A 16,652-nucleotide genomic window follows, 5' to 3' on the forward strand; every position below is an offset into this window, starting at 1 on the left:
ACATCTAAACTCAAAGTTGTATACTTATATTAGATAGAGTGCCATTGGACGATTAACGTCAAGGCATAATCTTCAAGTTTCATTTAAAGCTACAAAAAATCATTAACGCCTTGGGAGTGGTTTAGTCCCTTCTCTATATCAATAACTTTAACTCACTTTTTCATAATTTTACTTGACCACTCCCATTTTTAAAGGAATTGAAAACTGAGTTATATTTTAAAAGGAAACAGAGGTCTGTTTCCTTTTTTCTTACTTCAAACCATGACAAAAGGAAACCCTTTCGAGTTTCCTTTATCAAATATATCGTTGGAGGCAAAGTCCAATAATACTTTAGTTGAGTGGTTCAATCACGAAGCTCAATTGATAGCTATCTGCTGAGCTAACCAAGAATTCGTCATGAACTGGAGCACCCCATGAGTCGTCACCACCGACACCCATTTGAGCAGCAAGAACTTTAATCCATGTAGCATCAGATTGTTGCAATTCATATTGATGACGAGCATTTTCAATTTGTTCAGTACTGTTACGCAAAGCACTGAATTCGAATGCCTTATTAAGTGCGGTGAATTTAAGACCATTATGGTTATCATCAGATACTGTAAATTCACGAGTACCATAGTGATTACCAGATTCTTGTGGCATTAGATATGGAGCAAATGTCTTTTCAACAGATGTTTCATATCGACCAAGATAGGCACCAGGAAGTTTATCAAGGTAGCTTTCTTCTGCACCGTATCCATAATAGCTTAGGTTTGTAAATTGTGAACCGATAGCAAATTCTAGACCAAATTCAGGGAAGTTTGGCAAACCTGCTTTACCATCATAGTTTGCAGTAACAAAGATTCGACCCTTGTAATCAACTTGATAAGTCACCTTAACTTCGACATCAGACAAGCCAGGCAATTCATGAACATAAGTCACTTTAACAGAGTCATCTTCAATTTGAATTTGAGTATCTGTAACCTTACTATAGTTTCCAGCAACTTTCCAGCCTGCCATTTCGAATGGATATCCAGCACCACGATCGTTGTCAGTGTAAGCACGAGTAAAGTTAAGTTTAGGACCTTTCTCAATGAATTCAACACCGTTATACTTAGCAGATACTAGCGTATTTTGTGCACGTGAAAGCAAGATAGAGAAGTTTTGTCCTTGAATTCCGATGTTGAAGTCGCCTTCAACAACATTCAAAGGTGCTTTAACTGGTGTTTCAGTGCTAATCTTTTCAGCAACATATTGACCACGAATAATTTCATGTCCTTTTGGAGCCCATTCAGTTGCTTCATTCTGAACACAAGCAACTTCATAAATTCGTTCAGCATTTGAAGCTCCAACAGCGAATTCTACTGGGAATGTTGCTTCTTCACCTGGTTTAACATCAAAGTGATATTCACTTTCGCTAACTTTTCTACCATCTTCGTAAACTCTAGCTAGGAAAGTATAAGCAGAAAGATCTTCAAAGACATTATCATTCTTGATAGTTACTGATTTTTCATCAACAGCAATCTTAATATTAGAGTAAAGATGTTTAACTGTTTGAAGTTTTGGAGTTAGGGTACGATCTGCGAAGACAATACCATTTCCACAAAATTCGTAGTCAGAAGGTCTATCATGCCAGTCACCACCATACGATAGGAATTCGCTACCATTTGGAAGTGGTTTGTAAATAGCTTGGTCAATGAAGTCCCAAATAAATCCACCTTGGTATTCTGGATATTTCTCTAAATCAGTGTAGAGTTTCAATCCACCACCAGAGTTACCCATTGTGTGCATGTATTCACATGAAATATAAGGTTTTTGAGGATTGTTAGTGAGGTATTCTTCAATATCAGCTGGTTTCGCATACATACGACTTTCGATGTCTGTAATGTAATCAAATTCACGACACCATGTAACACCTTCATAGTGAACTGGACGAGTATTGTCAACACTACGGAAGTAATCAGCCATGTCAGCAATATCTTTACCAGCATATGATTCATTACCACAAGACCAAATGATAACACTAGCATGGTTCTTATCACGTTGGAACATGTTATTGGCACGATCCAAACAAGCAGGCAACCATTCTGGTTCACTAGCTGGGATATTCCATGAAGGTTCGCTTAGACCAAGTTTTTGCCATGTACCGTGTGTTTCAAGGTTGGCTTCATCGATAACATAAAGTCCATATTCATCACACAATTCATACCAACGTGTTTGGTTCGGATAGTGAGAAGTACGAACAGCATTGATGTTATGTTGTTTCATCACTTTGATATCCCAAAGCATATCTTCTTCAGTGATACAACGTCCTGTTCTAGCGTTAAATTCGTGTCTGTTAACCCCTTTAAAGACAATTCTCTTACCATTCAAAAGCATGAGTTTATCTTTAATTTCAAAGTGTCTAAATCCAACCTTAACTGGAACGACTTCAACAACTTGGCCATCATCCAAAACATGAAGGGTCAAATTGTAAAGTTTAGGACTTTCAGCACTCCAAGGTTTGATTTGCAAATCTTCAAGACTTACAGATAGTTCACCGTCAGCATTAACAGATGCATCACCTTCTTTAACGATGCCTTCATGATCTGAAAGAACATATTTAATCTTCTTATCTTCGTAATCACCAACAGTCTTCAAATCAATATCCAATTGACCTGCTTTTGTTTGGTAATCATAATCTCCCTTAACAAAGAGATCTTGAACGTGAACTTTTGGAATAGCATACAAGTAAACATCTCTGAAAATACCGTAAAGTCTCCAGAAGTCTTGGTCTTCCAACCAGCTTGCTGTAGAGTAACGATAAACAGCTACCGCCAACTTGTTATCACCTTCAACAAGGTAATCACTAATTTCAAATTCACTAGGTGTAAATGAATCTTCACTGTATCCTACGAAGTTACCATTGACCCATACAAAGATGGAAGTGGCAACCCCTTGGAATGAGATAAATACTTTTTTATCTTTTAATGCATCATTCAAGGTAAAATGTTTAACATATGATGCAACAGCATTTGATTCTTGAGGAACTTGAGGTGGACGAAGGAATTCTTTACCATCCCAAGGATATTGGGTATTCACATATTGTGGAGAACCAAAACCTTGAAGCTCTAAATGACCTGGTACATTGATGAAATTCAAATCAGTTTCATCAAATTCTGTTTTATAAAAGTCTTTTAAAACTTGATTTGTATTCTGAGCATAGTGAATTTTCCATTTTCCATTAAGAGATTGTCTTAACTTCATCTCCCCTTCAGAAAATTCTGCAAGAGATTCAAAATACTTATGATCTGAGTGAGCGTCAACAGTATTGACGCTAACAATCTTTGGATCGTTTAAGTAAGTTTGAATTTTTTCAGTCGTGTTCATAGATTATTCTCCTTTTTTGAAGGTAATAACTTCAGACAAAGCTTCTACCTTTTCTCCAACTTCTTGTTCAAGATGGAAAGCACTGAATTTTTCTGAATTAGTTACAGTGACAAGTACTGTGTCATCAAGACCATTTTTCTCAATAATTGATGACCAGAACTCAAGAAGTTTTTGTCCAACTTCAACACGATCACCTTGTTCTACGTAACTAATGAATCCTTCACCTTTAAGTTTAACTGTTCCGATACCAACGTGGATAAGAACAATGACACCATCTTCACTTTCAATACCAACTGCATGGCGAGTAGGAAGAACTTGACGAATGGTACCACTAATTGGTGCAAAGACAGCTCCATCAGTAGGTTTAATGGCGAAACCTTTACCCATGCTACCTGAAGCAAAGTGTTCATCATTAACACTTGAGAGGTCAACCAAATGACCAGTTGTAGGGTTTACAAGAGATACGACGTTAGCTTTAACTTCATTTTCAGAAGTTGCTACGCTAAAGCGATGTTCCAATTCTTCAACAATTTCAGCGTGACGTGCTTCAGTCAAAGTGATTTTACGAGCAATAATGAAGGCTCCGATGAGCATAGCTGCTGCTGGGAAACCAAACATGCTAAGCTTAAAGATAGACTGTTGATGTGTTGTAATTGTTGATGCTGAGGCACCTGTTGTCATACCAGCAGCTACGGCAATTGTAGAAACAAGCCAGTTTGACATCGCACCACCAAGTTTATCAACAAGTGGACGAACTGACAAAGTAAGTGATTCATCACGGTGTCCCAATTTCCATTGACCATATTCTACTGAGTCAGAGATAATCATGAGGATAACAAGGAACACAAGAGGTTGTGGAATAAAGAAGAGTTCAGCAGCAGTCAAGATCATTGGAAGTGATGTTCCTGCAATACTAAAGATTCCAATACCACCGAGCATTACTGCGATACATCCATAGAACAAACGTTTACGGTTGAATTTACCAGCTAGGCTAGGGAAGAGTGAAACTGAAACCAAACCAACAACTGTATTCAATCCGTAAAGGATTGAGTATTTCCCTGGATCACCAAGGATAAATGTGAAGTAAAAAAGTTGAAGAGCATTAAGTGTATTAATACCAAGACCATAGAACCAATATCCGAGAGACAACCACATCAATTGGTCGTTTTTACCAAGAACTTTAAAGACTTGTTTAAGGCTAGTTTTTTCTTTGTTATCACGAAGTTTTGACTCAACTTCACGTGTACCAATACCAACAGCAATTGATGTAATCACACCAATGAGAGCAACGATAAATGCAAACCAGAACCATCCAGATTTATCTCCAGAGCCACTGCTGTTCGTCATTGAGAAGAACAAAACGATTGGCATGATGGCAACACCTACAATATTGGCACCAATCGTAGAACCAATACGGGCAAAAGTTGCCATTTTTTCACGTTCATGACTGTCAAGAGACAAGGCAGGAATCATTGACCAGAAACCGATATCTTTAATTGAGTAGAAGACATCCATTACAAGGTAGATAATTCCGAAAAGTACAAGGTACAAGAAAGGATTTGTTTTATTCAAACCACCTAAATCGGTGAAGAGAAGCAACAAGGCGATAGAACTGATGATACCACCACCAACTACCCATGGTTTGAATTTACCATACTTAGTATGAGTGTTATCAATCATGTTACCGATCAATGGATCGATAAATACTTCCAAGATACGCAAAATAGCGATGATGTTAGTAATTAATAGTACGTAGTGACTATTTTGCTTTGGATCACCTGTGTTAAACAAGTGAGTTGTCACAAACATGATAAAGTATGTTGACAACGTTGCATAGAAGACGTCGTTACCAAAAGCACCAGCTGAATAGGATAGACGAGACTTCATTTGACCTTTAGATTTTCCCATTACGAAAACCTCCTGTTAGTTGTTTTTTGATTACGCTTACATTATATAAGTATTAGTTTAAACCGTCAATAGTTTTAGTGATATTTTACTAAACTTTTACTAAACATAATTATTTTGATGAATTAAAATATTGGAAACCGATTTCATAGCTTACACTATGCCCCTCCTCCAAGATGATATCTCCAAAATCTCTATGATTAACGGCATCTGGGAGTGTTTGTGCTTCCATGGCTATAGCTTCTCGTCCTTTTGCAATTGTTCCTCGATCTCTCGCAAAGTAAATATTATCCTCTATATTATCCATAGTATAAATAACTAAACCATTTCTGTTAGAGAAGATTTCAATACCATCTCCGCTTTCTTTGTCATGCAAAATAGCTACTTCTTTCACATGATCACAAGTTTCCCCTCCAACTACAAAGGCATCATCAAAACCGTTATTTGCTTCAATTCGAGGTAGTAAGTCAGTTGTCTTTCTAAAATCATAATTCGTTCCATCTACATTAATTTTTTGTCCTGTTGGAATTAACTCAGAATCCAACTCTAAACGATAGTCTGAATAGATTTGTAACTCATGGCTTGATAAATCCTGTTTGTCGCTAAGATTAAAGTAAACATGGTTTGTCGGATTAAAGACTGTTGACTCTGTAACATCGAAGGCTTCAAAGAGTATTGTTAAGCGGTTATTATTGTTAAGTCTATAACTAATAGAGACTGTAACATCACCAGGAAAGCCATCTACACTTGAATAAAGTCTTCTACTAAATTTAGTCTCAACATAGTCATCATTCAGGTTTGTGACATAGTTCCAATTTTGAACCTGCATCCCTTTTGGACCACCATGTAAACAGTTTTCTCCCTCATTCTTAGGAAGACTATAGAGAACCATATTGTGAGTATACGAAGCTTTCCCAATTCTTCCAGCAACCCTTCCAATGGACTGGCAGGCACATAAGTTATTCTTATAGTAATCCTCGTAATCACTGAAACCAAGTACTATATTTTTAAGAGCACCAGTTTCCGTTGGAACCAAAAACTCCTGAAGTGTAGCACCTGTTGTGAGTGTGGAAATGACAACACCATTATTATTTTCCATTGAAATTTTACTGACATCGCCTGAATCAACTTTTCCAATAATTTCGCAGCTTATTTTCATATTTTTTCCTCAAAAAACAAAGAGTACAATAATTATATATACTCTTTGACCCTTTGTTTATTATTTTAATTATCCTCGATCATCGTACCCTTTTGGATGGCTAGAATGCCATGCCCAAGCACTTGCGATGATTTTTTCGATGTTATCAAATTGTGGTTTCCATCCAAGAACTGTACGTGCTTTTTCAGATGAAGCAATCAATGTATCAGGATCACCAGGACGACGATCAGCTTTTTCAGCTGGAATTTCTTTACCAGTTACCTTACGAGCGGCTTCAAGGATTTGAAGGTTTGAGAAACCTGTTGATGAACCTAAGTTAAAGGCTGTAGATTCATTACCTTTACGAAGGTATTCAACAGCAAGGAGGTGAGCATCAGCCAAGTCAAATGGGTGAACATAGTCACGAACATTTGTTCCATCAGGAGTGTTGTAGTCATCACCAAAAATCATGATTTTTTCACGAACACCTTGAGCTACTTGAAGGATAATTGGAAGAAGGTGAGTTTCTGGACCGTGGTCTTCACCGATAGATCCATCAGGTTTTGCACCAGCGACGTTGAAGTAACGAAGGGGCACATATTTAATACCATAAGCTTTATCAGACCACTTCATGATAGTTTCCATCATCAACTTACTTTCACCGTATGGGTTGATAGGTTTTTGTGGTGTTGTTTCAAGAATTGGAATTTCTTCTGGGATACCGTAAGTTGCTGCTGTTGATGAGAAGACAATGTATTTAACACCGCATTCGTTCATAACTTCAAGCAATTTAACCATTCCAGCTGTATTGTTATCAAAATATTTGAGTGGTTTTTCCATTGATTCACCAACCAATGAATAGGCTGCAAAGTGAATAACGGCATCAACATCTGGGTTTTCTTTGAAGACCTTTCTCATAAAATCTTGATCAGAGAGATCGCCTTGGTAGAAAATAGCATCTGGATGTACGGCAGCACGGTGACCGGTTACCAAACTATCTACTACTACTACTTTTTCTTGACCGTTTTCAACTAAGCGATCAACCATGTGAGAACCGATATAACCAGCTCCACCTAATACTAAAATTGCCATTTCTTATCTCCTTTCTTCAGAAAAAACAATTAATCAGCTAAATTTACAAAATCTACAAATGCTTTAAACTGATCTAAGCCTTCACTATTAGTCTTATAAACACCTGCATCTTCTAGTACACGAGCAAAGATATCTGCAACAGATTGTCGAACAACTTCTGTTACTTCCTCGGCCGTAACATTTGTATTTTGAGCTTTGAGTTCATCTGCCCATTCTTGGTGAATTGGAGCAACTTGGTTGCCTTGACCCAATAGATAATCTTCAACATCTTTAAGTTCTGTTTTCAAACGAGGTGGAAGAATGGCTAATCCCATAACCTCAATCAAACCGATGTTTTCTTTCTTAATGTGTTGAACATCTTTATGTGGGTGGTAGATACCGTCTGGATGTTCTTCAGAAGTTTGATTGTCACGAAGAACCAAATCCAATTCAAATTTGCCGTCTTTTCTACGAGCAATTGGGGTAATTGTGTGGTGAGGTTGCCCATCAGACTCAGCCAAGACTCCAGCTTTTTCGTCTGAATAGCCACGCCAGCAATTTAGAATTTTGGTTGCAAGAGCAATAAGTCTTTCCTTGTCTTCACTTCTTAGACGAAGAACAGACATAGGCCAATTAACGATACCAGTCTCAATATCAGAGTATCCATCAAAGCTAACTTTTTCTTTAATGCCTGCTACTTCCATTGGGAAAGTGTGGCGACCACCTTGATAGTGTTCGTGTGTAAGAATTGAACCACCTACAATTGGAAGATCGGCATTTGAACCTGCGAAGTAACCAGGAAATGCTTCAACAATTGATAGGAGACGACCAAACGTCAATGGACTGATGTGCATTGGTTCGTGCTTACCATAAAAGAAGATAGAATGTTCATTAAAGTAGGCATATGGTGAATATTGGAAGCCCCAATCATTTTCTTCCATTTGGAAACGAATAACACGGTGGTTACTACGAGCTGGGTGATTGATGCGACCTAGATAACCTTCATTTTCCATACAAAGTTGGCATTTAGGATAATCAGAAGTTACCGCATTTTTAGCTGCAGCGATGGCTTTTGGATCTTTTTCAGGTTTTGAAAGGTTAATCGTAATTTCCAAGTCACCGTATTTAGTTGGAGCTTTATAAGCGATATTTTGAGCAATTGCCTTTACCTTAACATAATCATTGCGTTTACTAAGGTCATAAAAATCAGCAATTGCCTGCTCTGGGTTTGATTTATAGGTATCCCAGAAGTTACGATTGACAGCACTAGGGCTTGGTGTAATCAAGTCCATGAGTTGAGCACCGATGATATCTTGTTCTTCATTAAGTTCACCTACAGAACCAGCTTTAACACCTGCTTGAAGCAACTGGTCTTTAAGGTCAATCAATTCAGAGCTTTCAGTTTCGACATCAGCAACCCCCTCTCCAACCAAAGCAAAAACTTTGTTTGTCAAATAGATACGGTCTAATTCCTCATAGTCACTGTTTTCAATAACCAAAGTTACAAAAGCGTTTACTAAATTTTCAGCCATAATCTCTACTTCTTTCTCATTAATCAAGTACTCGTGAACCACCAGCTACTTCAGCGATATAGAAGCTTGGTGCATAACCAACGACTTCTTCATAACGTTGACCAACTGCTTTTTTAAAGTCTTCAACTTTATCTTTGTTTACAAGTGCAATGGCACATCCACCGAAACCAGCTCCTGTCATGCGGGCTCCTAATACTCCTTCTTGTTCCCATGCTGTATGAGCCAAAGTATCAAGCTCAAGACCTGTCACTTCGTAATCATGTTCCAATGACACGTGAGAAGCATTCATAAGACGACCAAAGCCTTCCAAATCACCTGATTCAAGTGCTTTACGAGCTTGAAGTGTACGTTGATTTTCAAGAACCGCATGACGGGCACGTTTGATACGGTTTTCATCTTTAATCAAGTAGCTGTATGCATCAAATGTCCAAAGGTCCAATTCACCAAGTGTTTGGATATCAAGTTTTTCTTGAAGTTCAGATACAGCTGTTTCACATTCAGCACGACGTTCATTGTATTTAGAATCTGCCAATTCACGACGTTTGTTAGTGTTCATGATAACAACAACATTATCTTTAAGGTCAAGCGGCACCAAGTCATACTCTAAAGTATTTGTATCCAAGTAAATCGCACGTTGATCAGCTCCCATACCAATAGCGAATTGGTCCATGATACCAGAGTTAACGCCGATAAAGTCGTTTTCAGTTTGCTTACCGATTTTAACCAAGTCAAGGCGTTCCAATTTAAGGTCATAAAGTTTTTCAGCAATAACACCAATCAATAATTCCAAAGAAGATGATGATGACAAACCTGATCCATTTGGAATGTTACCATAAATGTAAATATCCATACCTGAGTCAATCGTATGACCAGCTTCTTGCAAGAAATGAAGAACACCTTTTGGATAGTTTGTCCAGTTGTGTTCTTTTTCAAAACGAAGATTTTCAAGTGGTACTTCGATGATGCCCTTATCTTCAAAGTTACCTGAGAAGAAACGCAAAACTTTGTCATCACGTTTACGGGCTGCTCCGTAAGTACCTAGAGTAATAGCTGCTGGGAACACATGTCCACCGTTGTAGTCCGTATGCTCACCAATCAAATTAATACGACCAGGTGAAAAGAAAGTATGATCTGCTTCTACTCCAAAGACTTCTTTAAAAGCTTCTCTTAGTTGTGTTGTTTTCATAGAATTTTCCTCGCTTATTCTTTTTTACACTAACAGTGTAACCCCTTTCACAAGGAAAATCAATATTTTTACTGTTTTTTTAGTAAAAAATAGGTAAAATTTTAGAATTTATGATATACTTTGGATGAAAGGAGAACAATATGGCTACATTAAAAGACATTGCTTCATTAGCAGAGGTCTCAATCGCGACTGTTTCACGTGTTCTCAACCAAGATGAAAGCCTTTCCGTTACTGAAGAAACCAGGCACCGTATTTTAACTGCGGCAGATGAATTGGGATACACTAGACACCAAAAAAGCGGTAATTTTAAGAAAGAGAAACACCAGATTGCCATTATCCAATGGGTCAGTGAAGAAGACGAATTAGATGACATCTACTATTATAATATTCGACTCGGCATTGAAAAAAGGGCTCAGGAACTCGACTACGAGATTCTACGTTATTTCAATGACATTCCTTTTAGTCTCGCTGAAGAAGTCATAGGTATACTTTGTATCGGAAAGTTTAGTCGTGAACAGATTACTGAATTGGAATCATTGGGTAAATCACTGGTCTTTGTAGATAGTGATACCCTACTTCAGGGACATCCTTGTGTGACAACTGACTTTGAAAATGCTGTTCAGACTGCCCTCCAATATTTAAAAAAACAAGGGTGTCAATCAATCGGACTTTTAACAGGTGAGGAGAAGACAACCGACTTGCAAGAAATTATTCCTGATTCACGTCGGCGTGCCTATCGCAATTTTTGTATTGAAGAGGGAATTTACGACGCTAATCTCATTTTGACAGGAAACTTTAGTGCGCTATCTGGTTATGAACTTATCAAAGCTAAACTGGAGACAGAGGAGAAACTTCCAGATGCCTTTTTTGCCGCAAGTGATAGCTTAGCTATTGGAGCACTAAAAGCTTTTCAAGAAGCTGGCCTCATTGTTCCAGATCAGATTCAAATCATTTCTTTTAACGATACAATCATGGCAAAACAGGTATTTCCTCCCCTATCTTGTGTCACTGTCTACACTGAAGAAATGGGGCGAACTGCCATGGACGTCCTCAATAAGCAAGTCTTGTCCCCACGAGAAATTCCAACTCTTACCATGTTGGGTACGAAGTTAACCTTAAGGGGTAGTACGAAGGAAAAGACAATCCAACTGCCAACTAACCCATGATTACTCAATAGACTAAAAAGTGGTCGTCAACTGTAGGTTGACAACCACTTTTTATTTCATCTTCACACAAATGGCATCCCAGGCTTGGAGTTTGCCTTGGTCTGTAATTGGCTCTAATTCGGTATTTGCAATGACAACTTCTGCTCTTTCGAAATCATAACAGAAGTCTTGTTCTTGGTCTGATAAATTGACTACAACCAGATAGCTACTATCTTTAGTCTTACGAATATAAGCAAATACTTTTGAAGCTGTCTCCAAGAGTTCAAAGTCAGCATCTACCAACCAATCTTGAGTTTTACGAAGCGCAACGAGCTTCTGATAGGTATAGAAAATCGATTCTGGATTGGCAAGGGCTGATTCAACATTTATGTCCTTATAGTTTGGATTAACAGGTAACCAAGTCTTATCCGATATGCTAAATCCAGCATTTTTAGAAGTATCCCATTGCATTGGTGTTCGAGCATTGTCACGACCCACCTGACGGATTTGGTCCATGATAACTTCTATCGATGCCCCTTTTTCGAGAGCTTCTTTGGCATAGTTGAGAGATTCAATGTCATTCAATTCTTCCAAAGTTCTAAATGGATAATTGGTCATGCCGATTTCTTCGCCCTGATAAATGTAAGGTGTTCCCCTCATCAGATGAAGGAGGATAGCCAAGGCCTTAGCTGACTTCTCACGATAGACACCAGTATCTCCCCACATTGAGAGAATACGAGGCAGATCATGATTATTCCAAAAAAGTGAGTTCCACCCTTGTCCCAACTCTAACTCGGTTTGCCATTTATTAAAAATAGCCTTAAGCGCTGTAACATCCAACTCCTTCTCATACTCCCATTTAGGACTATCTGGCTTATGCTGAAGTCCAATATGTTCAAACTGGAAAACCATGGAAAGTTCTTGATTATCTGGATTTGAATACTGTTTAGCAATTTCAGGTGTTGCTCCCCAGGTTTCACCAACGGTTAGAAGGTCGTGCTTTCCAAAGCTTGCCTGGTTCATCTCCTTGATGTAATCGTGAAGTTTTGGACCGTTTGTATCAATCAGTTGATCTGGGATCTTACCAATCATATCAATCACATCCATACGGAAACCACCGATTCCCTTATCAATCCAGAAATTCATCATGTCATAAACTTTCTGGCGCAACTGTGGATTTTCCCAATTGAGGTCTGGCTGTTTCTTACTAAAGAAATGCAGATAATATTGCCCTGAGGTCTCATCATATTCCCAAGCGGAGCCACTAAAGATAGACACTAACTCATTAGGTTTGTCTCGCCAGATGTAGAAATCTCGTTCAGGACTTTCTGGATTTTCACGCGCTTCGATAAACCAAGCATGCTCATCAGAAGTATGGTTCACCACCAGATCCATGATAATTTGAATATCACGCTTCTTGGCCTCCACCAAAAGCTCATCCATATCGTTCATATCCCCAAAAATGTCCGCAATAGCCTCATAGTTAGCGATATCATAACCATTGTCGTCCATTGGGCTATCATAAACAGGAGAAAGCCAAAGAGCTGTAATTCCTAGCTTTTGAAGATAGTCTAACTTACTTGTAATCCCCTTGAGGTCACCGATGCCATCACCGTTGGAATCCATGAATGACTTGGGGTAAATTTGATAAATCGTAGCCTTGTGCCACCAGTATTTTTGCATAATTCTACTCCTCGTAGTTATTATTATCGTGAGTCTGATAGTTCTATTTTACGTTTTTCTAGAAGTTATGCAAGCGTTTTCTTTTGTTGTTTAAAACATTTCAATAATCTATACTCCAGACTCCTTAAACTTTTGGTAATATTAAAAAATAATAGAGTTGAAATGTAAGGTCAGCCTTTGCTTATTTAACAATACAAAAAAAACGATGGTTAATACCTTAACCATCGCTTTTTAATTTTTGGGCAAGACCATAACAAAGCGCCTCCCCGTAGAACTTTCTTCAAATCTATAGCTAAGTTCCTCATGCTCTAAAAGGTATTTGACCACAAAAAGGCCTAATCCTCCTTCTTTCTTAGACTGAGCTTTAGTTGAAATATTTTCTTTAGATACACTCGTATTTTCAATGACAAAATCAGTTCCTTCATTTTCTAAACCTATTCGAATCACTCCACCCTTATCAGAATGCTTGACTGCATTACTGATGATATTTGAGAGAACCAATTTCAAAATAGGTAAATTCATGAAAATACTAGTTGCCGGAAGATAATTGTCAATTGATAGGGAGCGATTCTCAACCAACACTTGATTTTGAGTGAGTATGCGATTTACCACATCGTCTAACTGAATCCACTCCTTGTCACCAGCCAATTCCTGGACAGAGGACAGGGACAGGATTTCTAGGACGATCTGATTCATCTCATCGACGATATCGAGGGAGACCGCCAGATAGCGGTCCCGATCCTTGTAGCGACCAATCTTATCCCGCATATTTTCTAGGATAATCTTCAAGCTGGCCAGAGGCGTCTTGAGCTCATGCGAGGCTCCCCGTAGGAATTCCACCTTCATCTGCTCCAACTTCAGATTTTCCTGTTTCTGCTGCTCTAGATTGTCGATCACCTCTAAAAGATGATGATAGAGGTCGTTGATCTGTTGCTTGAGGACGCCGATCTCATCCTGCGAATGAATGGGGAGACTGGCTGTCCGATCCAAGCGTTTCATCCGCTTGGTCATCTGCTTGATCTCAAGGATTGGAGCAGAAATCATGCGGGCATAGAGATAGGATGCAATCAGCGACAGAACAAAAGAAGCAAGGAGTGTATAGGGAAGAAAGCCCAGACTGATATCTCGCGCTTCCTTTTGCGAATCGACGGTCGCTAAGAATTGCAAGGTTAAGTCTTGTCCTCCTTTAGTCTGAATTTTTCGCTCTTCAATGACCAGGGAATTATTCTGGCTGTCAGGGTTTACGAGTAGGTCATCCTTGACCTCTATGGCATTTTGTTTTTCCTTGCCCTTGATAGATATCTTGATATCATTAGTCTTGGAATAAAGTTCGATGACCGACTCAACAATCCCTTCTTCCTGGCCTTGGAAGCTCTTGGCCAGAGCCTGTGATTTCTTCAAAATCGTCTGTCGCTGAGACTCGATATAGGTCGATGGAAAAATAAAGTAAACCGAAGCATGTAGAAGGATGACTAAGCCACTAAAAAGGGCAAATGTGATCAGAAAGATCTTTGCAAAGATACTCCGTTTGGTCATGGTCTCTCCAATTTATAGCCGACATTGCGTACCGTAACGATACAGTCCAGCTCTAGTTTTTTTCGTAGTTCCTTGATATAGACATCAATCACCCGGTCAAAAGGTATCTCCTCAGTCTCCTTCCAGACGGCATCAAGGATCTGAGATCGGGTCCGGGCCTTGCCTTCATGCTGGAGCAGGTATTCCAAGATTTCCAACTCCTTGGCGTTCATGGAAATAGCCTGCCCAGCTAGGCTGGCGGTATAACTCTCAAAATCCACCCGCACATCTCCATATGTGAAAACCCGGGAAGGTTGGAACTTTTTAAAAATAGCTTCGATACGGACTCTCAATAGAGACAAGGAGAAGGGCTTTTCCAGATAGCCATCTGCCAACTCTCCAAAGGCTGTCAACTTATAGTCCTCGTCATGGAAGGCCGTCAGCATCAAAACAGGGACCGAGCTAGTCTTTCGGATGGTCTTGAGGACTTCCAGGCCATTGAGGATTGGGAGCTGGATATCCAGCAAGACAAGATCTGGCATCTCCCTGTAAAAGAGGCCCAGGGCCTCATGTCCATCAGCTGCTTCAAAGACCTCATGGCCACATTCCATGAGATAGTCGCTCATCCCTTCTCGAATCAGAACTTCATCTTCTACGATTAGTATCTTCATACATTATCCTTTTAATCTATATATGGTCTCTTTCTTCCATTATACCGTTTTTTATAGGTGCAGCAAACTTATCATTCAACATCAACTAAGAGGTCCTTGGGTTTCTTGTGAAGAAGCCAGCGAGAAGAAATCAAGGATACCAAGCTTAAAATAAATCCACCGACTAGAATGACTACCAAAAGTTGCTTAGGTTGGACTGTCATGTGAATCTGAGTTAGAGTCTTACCGAAGCTTTCTGCCTCAGCCCCTCCACCAAGATTTGCAGCTAGAGATTCTTTGGTCATTTGCTTATTGATACCTTCTGTTACATTGGAAAGGACTGTATTACCAACTTTTTCGGCAAAGAAACTAGCTAAACCATATGACAAAAGAAAGGCTGGTAAGGCAATCATCAGCAATTCTATTAAAAATTGACCCGCAACCTGTGTCTTTTTAAGTCCCAAGGCCAAAAAGATACCAACTTCTCTACGACGAGCATTTAACCATAAAATTAACAGAAGTGTTAGCAATAAACTTGTAAAAATGAGACTTCCAATAAACATATGGTTTGCCACACGATACATCCCAAGAATAGATTTCTGTAAAGCAGGGTAGTTTGACGAGCTCTTAACAAGATCGTAGAGGGACCAGTTAATATTCAACTTTTTAATCTTTGCTATCAAGGAATCAAGATTTTGATCGCCTTTAGCAAAGAAAGTGGCATCCTCATAAGTGGCAGTTTCTACAGTATTACCATAGAGTTTTGCTACTGTGTCTAGATCAGTGATGAGGGTGTTTTCATACAACTCCTGAGCATAGGTAACGGCTGCTTTATTTTGACCAGAAAATAAACCTTTGATAGTCACTTCTACTGTTTCATCAGCCCTTTTTTCGTTATCAGCGTCATAGAGATTAGATTTAAGCTTTACTTTATCTCCTACATTAAGACCATTCTTTTTAGCTAAATCTTCGTGCATCAAGATTTGATTATGATCCTTATCGGTTAGATGTTCTCCTTCAACTAGTTTATAAGCACCTGAAACAAATTTGTCTTCTTTTGATGAGTCATTGACTCCTGTCAACATCAAGGTAGACTTAAAATTTTTAGCACGTTCTGGAGACTGATTTTGTAGCGTTTGCTCTGTTTCGATAATCTCATAATCTAGTAAATCACCAATACCATTTATCCGTTTTATAGTCGAAACAATCCCTTTAGTCTCACTAATCTTTTTAATATCTTCTCCCTTAAGATTTCCAGCCCCACGAGGAGTTCCAGGATTCGTGTTACGATTAATCTGCATTGAAAAACTATTGGTAATTGACCCTAGACTCTTGGATGCAGCTTCTTGGGTTGCACTTCGCATAGCAAGTCCTAACAAACTAAGAGTACTCATCAAAAGAATAATAATTAACAGTAATAGTGACTTTGACCATTTTCGTGTAATATATGCAAAAGCGTTTCGAAACATAAGAGTCCTT

At 38.8% G+C, this 16,652-nt stretch carries 11 protein-coding genes; 1 reads left to right on the forward strand and 10 read right to left on the reverse strand.

The window, feature by feature from the left end; all coding sequences use genetic code 11:
* Positions 1 to 330 precede the first annotated feature (330 nt).
* The 6 genes from HMPREF2697_RS02295 to HMPREF2697_RS02320 form a co-directional block, all read right to left on the reverse strand.
* Positions 331 to 3,348, reverse strand: coding sequence for a beta-galactosidase, LacZ type (locus HMPREF2697_RS02295; protein WP_070849479.1), 3,018 nt, complete (start codon positions 3,346 to 3,348; stop codon positions 331 to 333).
* Between the two features lie 3 nt (positions 3,349 to 3,351).
* Entirely contained in the window at positions 3,352 to 5,256 is a 1,905-nt protein-coding gene (locus HMPREF2697_RS02300; protein WP_070849481.1) for a sugar MFS transporter, read from the reverse strand.
* Positions 5,257 to 5,365: 109 nt separating this feature from the next.
* The gene (locus HMPREF2697_RS02305; RefSeq protein ID WP_013990350.1) at positions 5,366 to 6,412 is read right to left on the reverse strand and encodes an aldose epimerase family protein; all 1,047 of its coding nucleotides are present in this window, start codon (positions 6,410 to 6,412) and stop codon (positions 5,366 to 5,368) included.
* A gap of 69 nt (positions 6,413 to 6,481) precedes the next feature.
* Complete coding sequence (galE, locus tag HMPREF2697_RS02310; protein WP_013990349.1) at positions 6,482 to 7,483, reverse strand: UDP-glucose 4-epimerase GalE; 1,002 nt, start codon at positions 7,481 to 7,483, stop codon at positions 6,482 to 6,484.
* A 29-nt stretch (positions 7,484 to 7,512) separates the two neighbouring features.
* Positions 7,513 to 8,994, reverse strand: a complete 1,482-nt coding sequence (galT, locus tag HMPREF2697_RS02315) for a UDP-glucose--hexose-1-phosphate uridylyltransferase (RefSeq protein ID WP_070849483.1) — start codon at positions 8,992 to 8,994, stop codon at positions 7,513 to 7,515.
* A gap of 19 nt (positions 8,995 to 9,013) precedes the next feature.
* Positions 9,014 to 10,180: a galactokinase gene (locus HMPREF2697_RS02320; RefSeq protein ID WP_070849485.1), complete on the reverse strand. Its 1,167-nt coding sequence runs from the start codon at positions 10,178 to 10,180 to the stop codon at positions 9,014 to 9,016.
* Positions 10,181 to 10,320: 140 nt separating this feature from the next.
* Between HMPREF2697_RS02320 and HMPREF2697_RS02325 the strand changes: the two genes are divergently transcribed.
* Positions 10,321 to 11,346 carry a LacI family DNA-binding transcriptional regulator gene (locus HMPREF2697_RS02325; RefSeq protein WP_045772297.1) on the forward strand — a complete coding sequence of 342 codons (1,026 nt, stop codon included), beginning with the start codon at positions 10,321 to 10,323 and terminating at the stop codon, positions 11,344 to 11,346.
* Between the two features lie 51 nt (positions 11,347 to 11,397).
* Here the strand turns inward: HMPREF2697_RS02325 and dexB are convergent, their stop codons facing one another.
* From dexB to HMPREF2697_RS02345, 4 genes are all read right to left on the reverse strand, one after another.
* Positions 11,398 to 13,008: a glucan 1,6-alpha-glucosidase DexB gene (gene dexB / locus HMPREF2697_RS02330; RefSeq protein WP_049528007.1), complete on the reverse strand. Its 1,611-nt coding sequence runs from the start codon at positions 13,006 to 13,008 to the stop codon at positions 11,398 to 11,400.
* A 231-nt stretch (positions 13,009 to 13,239) separates the two neighbouring features.
* Entirely contained in the window at positions 13,240 to 14,544 is a 1,305-nt protein-coding gene (locus HMPREF2697_RS02335) for a sensor histidine kinase (protein ID WP_070849487.1), read from the reverse strand.
* A complete protein-coding gene (locus HMPREF2697_RS02340) occupies positions 14,541 to 15,194 on the reverse strand; it encodes a response regulator transcription factor (RefSeq protein ID WP_070849489.1) in 654 nt (217 codons plus the stop codon). The genes HMPREF2697_RS02335 and HMPREF2697_RS02340 overlap by 4 nt, the downstream gene beginning before the upstream one ends.
* Before the next feature lie 71 nt (positions 15,195 to 15,265).
* Positions 15,266 to 16,642 (reverse strand): ABC transporter permease, encoded by a 1,377-nt coding sequence (locus HMPREF2697_RS02345; RefSeq protein ID WP_070849491.1) that lies wholly within the window; start codon positions 16,640 to 16,642, stop codon positions 15,266 to 15,268.
* Positions 16,643 to 16,652: the final 10 nt, after the last annotated feature.

Source organism: Streptococcus sp. HMSC064D12, assembly GCF_001837205.1.
In the GTDB taxonomy this organism is placed as follows: domain Bacteria; phylum Bacillota; class Bacilli; order Lactobacillales; family Streptococcaceae; genus Streptococcus; species Streptococcus salivarius_D.

What these genes read in the sequence shown, in the direction of transcription:
- HMPREF2697_RS02295 (WP_070849479.1), bottom strand. Translation starts at nt 3,348, where the DNA reads ATGAACACGACTGAAAAAATTCAAACTTACTTAAACGATCCAAAGATT.
- HMPREF2697_RS02300 (WP_070849481.1), bottom strand. Translation starts at nt 5,256, where the DNA reads ATGGGAAAATCTAAAGGTCAAATGAAGTCTCGTCTATCCTATTCAGCT.
- HMPREF2697_RS02305 (WP_013990350.1), bottom strand. Translation starts at nt 6,412, where the DNA reads ATGAAAATAAGCTGCGAAATTATTGGAAAAGTTGATTCAGGCGATGTC.
- galE (WP_013990349.1), bottom strand. Translation starts at nt 7,483, where the DNA reads ATGGCAATTTTAGTATTAGGTGGAGCTGGTTATATCGGTTCTCACATG.
- galT (WP_070849483.1), bottom strand. Translation starts at nt 8,994, where the DNA reads ATGGCTGAAAATTTAGTAAACGCTTTTGTAACTTTGGTTATTGAAAAC.
- HMPREF2697_RS02320 (WP_070849485.1), bottom strand. Translation starts at nt 10,180, where the DNA reads ATGAAAACAACACAACTAAGAGAAGCTTTTAAAGAAGTCTTTGGAGTA.
- HMPREF2697_RS02325 (WP_045772297.1), top strand. Translation starts at nt 10,321, where the DNA reads ATGGCTACATTAAAAGACATTGCTTCATTAGCAGAGGTCTCAATCGCG.
- dexB (WP_049528007.1), bottom strand. Translation starts at nt 13,008, where the DNA reads ATGCAAAAATACTGGTGGCACAAGGCTACGATTTATCAAATTTACCCC.
- HMPREF2697_RS02335 (WP_070849487.1), bottom strand. Translation starts at nt 14,544, where the DNA reads ATGACCAAACGGAGTATCTTTGCAAAGATCTTTCTGATCACATTTGCC.
- HMPREF2697_RS02340 (WP_070849489.1), bottom strand. Translation starts at nt 15,194, where the DNA reads ATGAAGATACTAATCGTAGAAGATGAAGTTCTGATTCGAGAAGGGATG.
- HMPREF2697_RS02345 (WP_070849491.1), bottom strand. Translation starts at nt 16,642, where the DNA reads ATGTTTCGAAACGCTTTTGCATATATTACACGAAAATGGTCAAAGTCA.